Source organism: Psychromonas sp. (assembly GCF_047632955.1).
Taxonomy (GTDB): domain Bacteria; phylum Pseudomonadota; class Gammaproteobacteria; order Enterobacterales; family Psychromonadaceae; genus Psychromonas.
Window position 1 is genome coordinate 1 of record NZ_JBLIED010000066.1, and the last position, 9,482, is coordinate 9,482.

General features: G+C 42.9%; 7 protein-coding genes. 3 read left to right on the plus strand and 4 right to left on the minus strand.

Features of this window, described 5'->3' with window-relative positions; all coding sequences use genetic code 11:
- The coding region (locus tag ACJAZP_RS19175) for a mechanosensitive ion channel family protein (protein WP_415232352.1) at positions 1 to 575 on the plus strand (575 nt) is incomplete at its 5' end.
- A gap of 156 nt (positions 576 to 731) precedes the next feature.
- Here ACJAZP_RS19175 and ACJAZP_RS19180 read toward each other — a convergent pair.
- Both ACJAZP_RS19180 and ACJAZP_RS19185 read right to left on the minus strand, forming a co-directional pair.
- Positions 732 to 1,184, minus strand: coding sequence for a DUF302 domain-containing protein (locus ACJAZP_RS19180; RefSeq protein ID WP_415232353.1), 453 nt, complete (start codon positions 1,182 to 1,184; stop codon positions 732 to 734).
- A 193-nt stretch (positions 1,185 to 1,377) separates the two neighbouring features.
- Positions 1,378 to 2,295 (minus strand): LysR family transcriptional regulator, encoded by a 918-nt coding sequence (locus ACJAZP_RS19185; protein ID WP_415232354.1) that lies wholly within the window; start codon positions 2,293 to 2,295, stop codon positions 1,378 to 1,380.
- A 361-nt stretch (positions 2,296 to 2,656) separates the two neighbouring features.
- On the opposite strand from ACJAZP_RS19185, the gene ACJAZP_RS19190 reads away from it, so the two are divergent.
- Complete coding sequence (locus ACJAZP_RS19190) at positions 2,657 to 4,042, plus strand: YjiH family protein (RefSeq protein ID WP_415232355.1); 1,386 nt, start codon at positions 2,657 to 2,659, stop codon at positions 4,040 to 4,042.
- A gap of 745 nt (positions 4,043 to 4,787) precedes the next feature.
- Here ACJAZP_RS19190 and ACJAZP_RS19195 read toward each other — a convergent pair.
- Positions 4,788 to 6,209, minus strand: coding sequence for an aldehyde dehydrogenase family protein (locus ACJAZP_RS19195; RefSeq protein WP_415232356.1), 1,422 nt, complete (start codon positions 6,207 to 6,209; stop codon positions 4,788 to 4,790).
- 119 nt (positions 6,210 to 6,328) lie between these two features.
- Positions 6,329 to 7,930 carry a 5-guanidino-2-oxopentanoate decarboxylase gene (locus tag ACJAZP_RS19200; RefSeq protein WP_415232357.1) on the minus strand — a complete coding sequence of 534 codons (1,602 nt, stop codon included), beginning with the start codon at positions 7,928 to 7,930 and terminating at the stop codon, positions 6,329 to 6,331.
- A 132-nt stretch (positions 7,931 to 8,062) separates the two neighbouring features.
- Between ACJAZP_RS19200 and ACJAZP_RS19205 the strand changes: the two genes are divergently transcribed.
- On the plus strand, positions 8,063 to 8,950 hold the full coding sequence (locus ACJAZP_RS19205; RefSeq protein ID WP_415232358.1) for a LysR substrate-binding domain-containing protein: 888 nt from the start codon (positions 8,063 to 8,065) through the stop codon (positions 8,948 to 8,950).
- The last annotated feature ends 532 nt before the right edge of the window (positions 8,951 to 9,482 follow it).

The following is a 9,482-nucleotide window of genomic DNA, read 5'->3' on the forward strand; positions in this document are numbered from 1 at the left end:
TTGTGATTGCAACAAAAGAGTTTATTCAGTGTTTCATTGGCTTTTTGTATATTATCTCCAGCCGCCCCTTTCGCATTGGTGACTGGATACAGGTTGGTGACGATTATGGCGAGGTTCACTCGACCGACTGGGCTAAACTAACCTTATTAGAAGTCGACATTGATGCCTATGAATATACGGGTAAAACGCTTTATTTACCCAATAGTAAATTAATCACAGCGCCGATCAAAAATTTAAACTTCTTAAAGCGTTATGCAATGCATCATTTCACTATTACCCGTGATGCAAGTGTAAACCCGTTTATTTTTTTGGATGAGTTATATGAGAAAGCTTATGAGTATTGTGCTGATTTTAACGACGTGGCGATACGTTATAATCAGATAATTGAAAGCCGTTTAGATGTTAATATTGCAGGGCCGGACCCTAAGATACAAGTAGCGACTTCAGAGATTGGCGACACACAAGTCTTATTTACTATTTTTTGCCCGACAGACCGTGCAATGGAAATAGAGCAAAGTATTACGGCAGATTTTATGGAGTATTGGTTTAAGCAGAAACTATTACAGGACACTTAATACGCGCCTTAACTAACATTATTAGAGCTTATTAGATCTGCCAAAACGGCAGAGTCTATAGGTCAATATTGGCTGATTAAATTGAGATGAACGGAAAAAATTAAGCAACTATTTTTTTGAATAGATACTTTCTAATTGAATCCGCATTACTGTTGTTTATTTGGATGTTGCTGCTTTACTTAACATGCTAAGAACATTGGAAATTTTATTGATAACCTGTTCACAGCCCTGGATGTTATGACGTTCTTTCAGGTATTCAGGATTATTATAGGAAAGCCAGACTTGACCTTGCGTATCTTCCCAGAACAGCGCTTTTTGAGGAAGATCTATCGCGACGGTTTTGGAGCACTGCATTAACGGTGTGCCAACCTTGGGGTTGCCAAAGATAATGACTTCCGTGGGCGCGAGTGTAAGATCAGCGTCGAAAGCATTCTTCCCATGATCTATCCTGGCAAAAAGGGTGAGACCTTTGTTTTCTAATATTTTTTCAAAGCGATCAGCGGTTTCTTTGACCGTATCGCTGCTCTCAATTGAAATCATACTTTCAGTCGCCAATACCGAACTCGATAAAACCAATGAAAAAAGCGCATAGGAAATTTTTTTTATCATAATAATACCTTTTTGAATGTTGTTGATATGTTTGAATGCACGGTTTTGTTAGCTTTTAAAATTTTATAGACTTAATTTTACAGTATAAACCATCTTTTCATATTTACTCTCTGCAATGCAACGAGTTAGTTTTCGCTAATTAGAAGGCATATATAGTTTAAATCAGATAAATCGCTCTGAGCATCAATGAACTTTAAATAATGGCGCTCTCGACTAAACACTTGATCAATAACTGAACTTCTTTGCTGTTTTTATTTTTAGGTTTATAAGCCACATGAAAATGATTGATATAATCCATTTCATCAGCAGACACTTTTTTGAAATTATCCCGTTCATTAAGGCTTTTGACAAAGTGATCAGGCAAATAACCAATGTAATTACCCGTTAAAATTAAGATAGCGCGGGCTTCTAAATTCTCTGCACGAGAATCATTTTCATCCAGCTGGTTACCATTATAATTATCAGCGTTGACTGAATTAATGAAATTATAATGGGCGAGATCCTGTGCATGTATTTGGTGTTTAGGAAGATCGAATAATTCATGTCCTTTAGCACAATAAAGGCACATTTTTTCTCTAAAGAGTTCTGTACTATACAAGGTTTCATGCGCTTCAGATAATGTATCAATCCCAAGGGTGATATGGTCGGACTCAACCCGTCTGAAAATGGAACCTGGTGGTCTGGTCATAATATTAAGGTGCACTTTAGGGGCAAGCGCTTGAAATGTTTGTATTGCCTGTACAATGCCTGATTCTTTATGACTGAGAATATGGTCTGCTAATGCTAAATTAATTTTCCCAATGTAGTCATCCTGAAAACCCGAAAGCGAACCGTTAAAAATATCAATGGCCTCGCTTAATTTAAGATAAGCATTGAAGGTAATACGGCCCTGTTTAGTTAAAGAAAAACCGCTTCTGCCACGCATACATAAGGTTGTACCTAAGGACTTTTCAAGCTTGGAAATGCAATTGCTGATCGTCGAAGCGGCTAAGCCTAAGGATTCCTCTGAAGCCTTAATACCGCGCTGAGTCACAACTGTAGAAAACACTTTTAACAAACGGAGATCCAGTTGATCTGACTCAAGGAGTGTTTCCGATATCTTTTTACCCATTGTTTCCACCTCAATAAGCCCGGTTTGCAGGCGTTTATCCTATTTGCTCTAATTTATAATCAAGCAGAAATAACCAATGTGACAGCATAACACCCTTGTATATGAAAAGGTATAATGCTTTGTTTTAGTGTGCAAAACTCATTTTCCAAGTGCTAGGGTAAGTGGTCTAAACAATAATCTATGGCATAAATTGGGGTGAAAAACATGGCCCTTAAGTGGCAGCGAAATAAGAGGAAAGCTGGCTAAGTTCCTGTTTATATCATGTCATATATCGTTGGGTTAGAGCTCTAATGCATTTTAAAAGGAAAAATTTGCAGGCATTAATATGTGAATTTTTAAACATAAATACAAAGGAAATGTTATGAATAAAATTACAGAAACCAATGCAATGGTAGATATCGGAGCAGTAGAACAATACAGCAATAAGCAGTTAGCTAAATTTATCATACCCACGTTAATAGGGATTTTACTTTTTTTAACCCCTATCTTTGTAGACGGTCGTATGACTATAATGATTGCATTGATGATTGATTTTGCAAATGAATTCTCTAAACCTATTATGGTACATGTCGCTGTTGCCGTCACCATATTACCGGCGGTTTTAAGCTTAATAGTCAAATACAGCCCATTAAAAAACAACAGCAATGCCTTTATACAAGTCTTCAATCCAACAAACGGCTGGCTGATAATGCGCATCTTAGGTGCGATTGTCATGATAATGGTGTATTTGCAGATTGGCCCGGAAGGAATCTGGCATCGTAATACCGGCGGTGTCATTCTCTATGATATTTTGCCTATCCTGATTGCTATCTATTTCCTTTCCGCCATATTGCTCCCATTATTAACCGAATTTGGTTTAATGGAGTTCGTCGGCACTTTTTTTAACCGCGCGTTTAAAAAGATATTTGGTTTGCCCGGTTGTGCAGCCGTTGATAGTATTGCATCTTGGTTATCAGCAACCAGTGTGGGGATCATTCTCACCACCCAACAATATAAAAATGGCTTTTACAGCAGTAGAGAAGCCTGTGTTATCGCAACCAACTTTTCAATAGTATCGATAGGGTACGCTTATTTTCTGCTAAAAATAATTGGTCTGCAGGACGTCTTTATTGCTTGGTACTTCTCCGTGGCGATCACGGGTATTATTTGCGCCATCATCTTGCCGAAATTACCCCCACTGCGTTTCAAAACACACGCCTACCATACTGGCACAAAAAATGCGTTAGCCGCAGATTCTGACACGACAGGTCCGTTGTTTAAGCAGGCCCTAGGCCAGGCGGTTAACCGTGCTGAAAAAGCGGAAGCTCCCCTGATACTGCTTAAACGTAGTTTTTTAGTGGCATTTGATTTAGCCATTAGCATGTACCCTGCGATAATGCTTGTCGGGGCGCTTGGGCTCGCATTAATTGAATTTACCCCGGTATTCCACCTGTTATCACAACCCCTTGTGCCTTTACTGCAGTTATTACAACTGCCGGAAGCCGACAAAGCATCGGTTGCATTATTAGCGGGTGTGATCGATAGCATTATGCCTTCTATTTTGGGAGCAAGTATCGAAAGTGAAGTCACGCGTTTTGTCCTGGCAGGTGTTGCCGTCACGCAAATTGTGTTCTTATCTGAAGTGGCATTGGTACTGATGCGCGCGGGTATCGGCCTGAAACTTGCTGATATCTTACTTATCTATGCGCTTCGAGTATTGATTTCATTGCCGATTTTATCCGTATTTGCTCACCTGTTTGTAGGCTGACTTGTAGGGAAATTTAATCCTGCGGCTTTAAATCCTAAGCGCAGCAGCAACCCGGATTAAAGCGTAAGCAGAAAAACCGATGGCGAAATCCATCGGTTTTTTTATGTCTGCTTGAAGGCGATTTAACGCCACATTAGGATTGTCAATCCGATTAAGTACACAAGCTAGGTGCTTAAATAAAGGGATGGGAAATATCATGTTGTGTTTATGGGTATTAATTAGCCTTCAATCTGTATTGCCCCACCTTCTACTAACGAATTTCCCATAAATTTAATCCTTCGCACACCCGGCAAGCTATTGTTGTTTTCTTTAGGGTTATGCCACTCTTTGCGTATACATTGCAGAGGAACTATTAAATCCCCTCTGTATGAGCGCCACAGGCTAAAACCATTCAACCTTGAAAGCCGTTGTGATGAAGATGCGGCTGGCGCAGAGCCAGTTGTGAGGTTTATGATGGAAATTGCAGCAGACTAAGCCGTCTGCGTGAAAATGGCGCTTATCATCAGTGCAGTAAGGGCTGAAATAGATTATTGGTTTCAATGGGAGTAATACAATTATATTATGACGGTATTTAGCTTGGTCCATATAATTTTTTTACTTTTGGGCGGGGGTTTGGAGAGGCTATATTATATTGAAATTGCCCTGATTTGCAGCTGATAAGACCTAGCGGTATTAACAGCTGAAAATCAGATGTTGGTATTATTAAGCAGCATCAACTCATGCTGTTTCAAGAAATATTTTTCTTTTAAGCAATAATAACGGTTTTAATTTCAACATATTCCATCAAACCTTGCTCTCCCCATTCCCGGCCATTACCGGACTGTTTATAACCGCCAAAGGGTGCGTTGGTATTAAAATAAGCTCCCTGCACATAACATTGACCACTGCGAATACGGCGCGCTATCTGTAATGCCGCAGTGGTGTCTTTTGCATACACAGAAGAGGACAAACCAAACAGACTATCGTTGGCTATTTCAACCGCGTTATCAATCCCTTGATAGGGGATCATGCACAGCACGGGGCCAAAAATTTCTTCTTGAGCGATGCGCATTTGGTTATTCACATCGGCAAAGATAGTAGGACGAACGTAAGCGCCAGTTGTTACCTCTGCGGGTAAATCAAGCCCGCCCGTCACTAAACGCGCACCTTCATCAATACCCAGCTTGATATAGTTAAGCACGGTATTACGCTGTGTCATGGAGCTCATTGGCCCCATGCTAACGGTCTCATCCAGCGGGGAGCCGACGCGATTTTCTTCGGCCACACTTTTCGCAATTAACAGCGCTTCTTCGTAGCGAGATTTTGGCACCAGCATACGCGTTAGCGCATTGCAGGTTTGGCCGCTGTTGATCATCACATCTTCAACGCCATAACGTACTGCGGCAGCGAAATCAGCGTCTTCAGTAATTATCATTGCTGACTTGCCGCCCAGTTCAAGGCAAACACGTTTTACCGAGGGGGACGCAGATTGTGATACCTTGATCCCAGCGCGGGTCGACCCGGTAAAAGAAACCATATCCACATCGGGATGACTGCACATAACGGGCCCGATGTCGCTACCAACACCAGGTACCAGATTGAACACGCCTGCAGGTAGCCCCACCTGTTCAAAGATTTCCGCCATAATGAAATCTTGCAGCGGGGTCTGCTCTGCGGGTTTCACCACCATAGTACAACCTGCCGCTAATGCCGGTGCTATTTTCCCCACCAGTTGTGATAAAGGATAATTCCAGGGGCTAATCAAGACGCAGACGCCCACCGCCTCTTTGAAAATAACCATTTCCTGATTTTCTTCACGCGCTTCCATTAAAAAAGCATGCTGGGCATAAGCGCGAAAAGAGTCAATGGCACCCTGCACTTGAATATCACGGGATAAATGCAAGGGGCAGCCCATGGTCATGGTAATAGCTGCGCTTAATTCCTCGCTGCGTGACTGCATTTTATCGGCAACGGCATGGATCAACTCACTGCGCTGCTGCGCGGAAGTCTCAGACCATAATGAAAAAGCCGCCTTGGCAGCGGCCACCGCGAGGTTGACTTCATTCTCTGTGCCCAGCGCCGTTTGCGCGCAAACCTGGTTGGTCGCCGGGTTAACTATGTCATGAAATTGCGTCTTTACGGGAGATATCCATTGGCCATTAATGTAGCACTTATCGTATATTTTCATTGTTTGTACCTTTTAATCTGTCCCGTCGCCGGGCATTATTTTACTTATGCATGGTTGACGAAAGATAACCTTATAAAGCGCCACCGTCATACCCCATGCCATTGTTATAACCGCCTTTGCTAAGGGAAAGGGTAACCATCGACAAAGTCTTGCTGGATTACTTCAATGACCGTTGGCCCGGTTTTTTTATTGGCATTTATTAAAGCCGCTTTTAATTGCTCTATATTGTTCGGCTTGGCGGTCGCACAACCGAAGCCCTCGGCAATTTTAATAAAATCCGGGGTATAGATATCCACACCAACACGCTCCACGCCGGCATCATCCATAAAGCGGCTGATTTCCCCATAACCGTTGTTATTCCAGATAATAAAAATAACAGAGACCTGGGCTTCAACGGCGCTGGCTAACTCAGCAATGCTAAATTGTGCAGCGCCATCGCCAATTAACCCGATAACCGCTTTCTCCGGGCAACCTAATTTAGCGCCGACCGCGGCAGGAATGGCATAACCCAGGGTGCCATAACCGCTTGCTGAATGAAAATAACGACGCGGCCCCAGTGTTTCATAATGTAACCAGGCGTAATAAGTGGGTTGGGTTGAATCACCGGCAATGATAACGCCGGGCAAAGCCTCATTGATCGCGCTAAAAAATGACTCATATTTAGGACTGGCATCGGCGCGCAAAGCATTACGTAAAGTCTGGGCTCGATTTTCACCCTGGCTCTCCTGCTTTAGCGTTAATGCTTCATTAATAGCGGTCAGCGCATAAGCCGCGTCACTGCAGATAGCCAGATGCGGCTTAACATTACGGCTGAGCTGCCGGGGATCGATATCGATACGAATTAATTTCCCGCCAAGGCTAACGCCGCCAATACCAAAAAAGTCATAGTCTGTTTCACCAAACTCGGTGCCCACGGCCAAGACAACATCGGCATGGCATAATTCTTCTCGAATCGGATTCGACGACGAAGATCCGCCAACGGCAAGCGGGTGAGTATAGGGGATCACGCCTTTTGCATTGACGGTATTAATCACCGGCGCATTGATTTTTTCGGCCAGCGCAATTAATTCCTTACTCGCATTAACCGCCCCACCACCAATGGCGATCAGCGGTTGAATTGCTTGCTGCAACAAACGAGCCGCTTCAGCAACCGCCTTGGGTGACGCGCTCGGTGCATCAGGGATTGCAAATGCGCTAAGATCCAGGTGATCCGCATTAGCTGTAATAACATCTAAGGGCAATTCAATATGGACGGGCCCCGGGCGTTCGCTACTAAAGACACTAAAGGCGCGCGCTAATACTTTAGGGAGCTGGTCAACATGGGTGACTCGGTGGCTAAAACGTGAAACGCCAGCCACCAAGGCACTTTGATTTGAGAGTTCGTGCAGAAACCCTTCTCCCATTCCTAATTGTTTAGTGTGATTGACTGAGGATACCACCAACATGGGAATGGAATCCTGTAATGCCTGGCCCATGGCGGTAATGATATTGGTCATCCCGGGACCGGTAATAATGAAGCAAGTGCCCGGTTTTCCCGTTGCACGGGCATAACCGTCAGCCATAAACCCCGCCCCTTGCTCATGGCGCGGAGTAATATGTTTAATATTACTTTTTGCCACCCCCCTGTAGAGCTCAATAGTGTGCACCCCGGGGATGCCGAATACAGTATCTACTGCATAATTTTCAAGAATTTCTATAAGTACTTCGCCGCAGGTCGACATAATGAATATTCCTTTATTTTCGCTGAGTGTGGCTTGATCGCAATATTTAGCTTAATTCGCTTCCTAAACATTGAAAAGCGATTTATCCTGCTTAGTTCATTCCAAAAAGTCATTAAGTTAAAGGTGAATATTATGACACGTCGACTGCCATCCATGATTGCCTTGAGTTGTTTTGAAGCCGCGGCAAAGCATCAGAGCTTTACAAAAGCAGCGGAAGAGCTCTGCCTGACACAAAGTGCGGTCAGTCGTCAGGTAAAGAAGTTAGAACAAGCACTTGGCTGCGCTTTGTTTGATCGCGTGAAGCAGCGACTGTATCTCAGTGACGCGGGAAAACAATATCAAAGAGAGGTAAGCCGATCCCTGACCCAATTAGAATTAGCGACCAACGCACTGCGGAAAAAACTATCGGGACGCCTGCAAATTGGAATCGAATCCGCCATGACGACCCATTGGTTAATTCCAAAGTTAACGGATTTTCAGCAGCATTTTCCGGAAATAGAAACGGACATCATCACCGAAACACAGCAGTTATATGAGCAACGTAGCGGTTACGATGTTGGCATTCTATTTGGTGATGGCAGCTGGCCAGAATTTACTTCACAACGCCTTATGTCTGAAGAGTTTGTAGCCGTGTGCAGCCCCAGCTTGCTCATGCAGTATGGCAAAATTGAAAATTTAAAAGAGGTCCTCAACTACCCTTTTCTACACCATGCAGCGACTCCCTCAAGCAGCGAGTATTGGCTCCAGCAGGCAGGGCTTTGCGAGCAGGAAATTAAAGCATTACCCGGAATGCGCTTTGCTCAATTTCAATTATTAATCGATGCGGCAATACACGCGTTAGGTGTGGCAATTGTCCCTTCTTATTTAATTCTCGATGAGTTAAAAAAAGGGGTTTTAGTGTGCACACGTGAAACCCCGCTAAAGAGTAAAGAGAGCTATTATATGGTTATTCAGAAAAATAAAATGAATGACCATAAGGTGCAGGCTTTCGCTCAGTGGTTATTAAAATGGGGTATTTGACAGTGTCATCTGACGGTTAAAATACCTGGCTTAAAGATAACAAGCCACCTAGTACAGTGCTTTTGATTCTTTAGCGGCAATCACCGGAAAATAAAATAACCATTAACTGAATGCTTCCTTAGATGAATTTCTGATGAGCTCTTGTTAGAGATCAGGTCAGTTTTATAGTCGCTTGCCGTCACAATTTAGTTAAATTTATTCGCAGTGGAAAATTATATTTTACCGATGTTAATCTCCTCTTTGTTTATTTTATTTATAACTGACCGTTCTCGGTTGCTAATTTTACTGGTTTCAGTGACAAAAATAGCAATGTTAAGGTTCTAGGCGTAGTCAAAAAAGTCATGATGCAATTGCATATGCAGCTGTAAACTAGCTTGTATTATTGTGCAAAAAAGAATTTGTAGATGCTAGTGTAGATGTCACTAGCAAAACAAAAGGATTTAACATGCAAACTAAAAAATTCTACCAACCTCTTAGTGGCAATGAAATGCCAAGATTCGCAGGCACAGGTACCTTTATGCGCCTTCCGGCT

What these genes read in the sequence shown, in the direction of transcription:
- ACJAZP_RS19195 (WP_415232356.1), bottom strand. Translation starts at nt 6,209, where the DNA reads ATGAAAATATACGATAAGTGCTACATTAATGGCCAATGGATATCTCCC.
- ACJAZP_RS19205 (WP_415232358.1), top strand. Translation starts at nt 8,063, where the DNA reads ATGACACGTCGACTGCCATCCATGATTGCCTTGAGTTGTTTTGAAGCC.
- ACJAZP_RS19185 (WP_415232354.1), bottom strand. Translation starts at nt 2,295, where the DNA reads ATGGGTAAAAAGATATCGGAAACACTCCTTGAGTCAGATCAACTGGAT.
- ACJAZP_RS19190 (WP_415232355.1), top strand. Translation starts at nt 2,657, where the DNA reads ATGAATAAAATTACAGAAACCAATGCAATGGTAGATATCGGAGCAGTA.
- ACJAZP_RS19180 (WP_415232353.1), bottom strand. Translation starts at nt 1,184, where the DNA reads ATGATAAAAAAAATTTCCTATGCGCTTTTTTCATTGGTTTTATCGAGT.
- ACJAZP_RS19200 (WP_415232357.1), bottom strand. Translation starts at nt 7,930, where the DNA reads ATGTCGACCTGCGGCGAAGTACTTATAGAAATTCTTGAAAATTATGCA.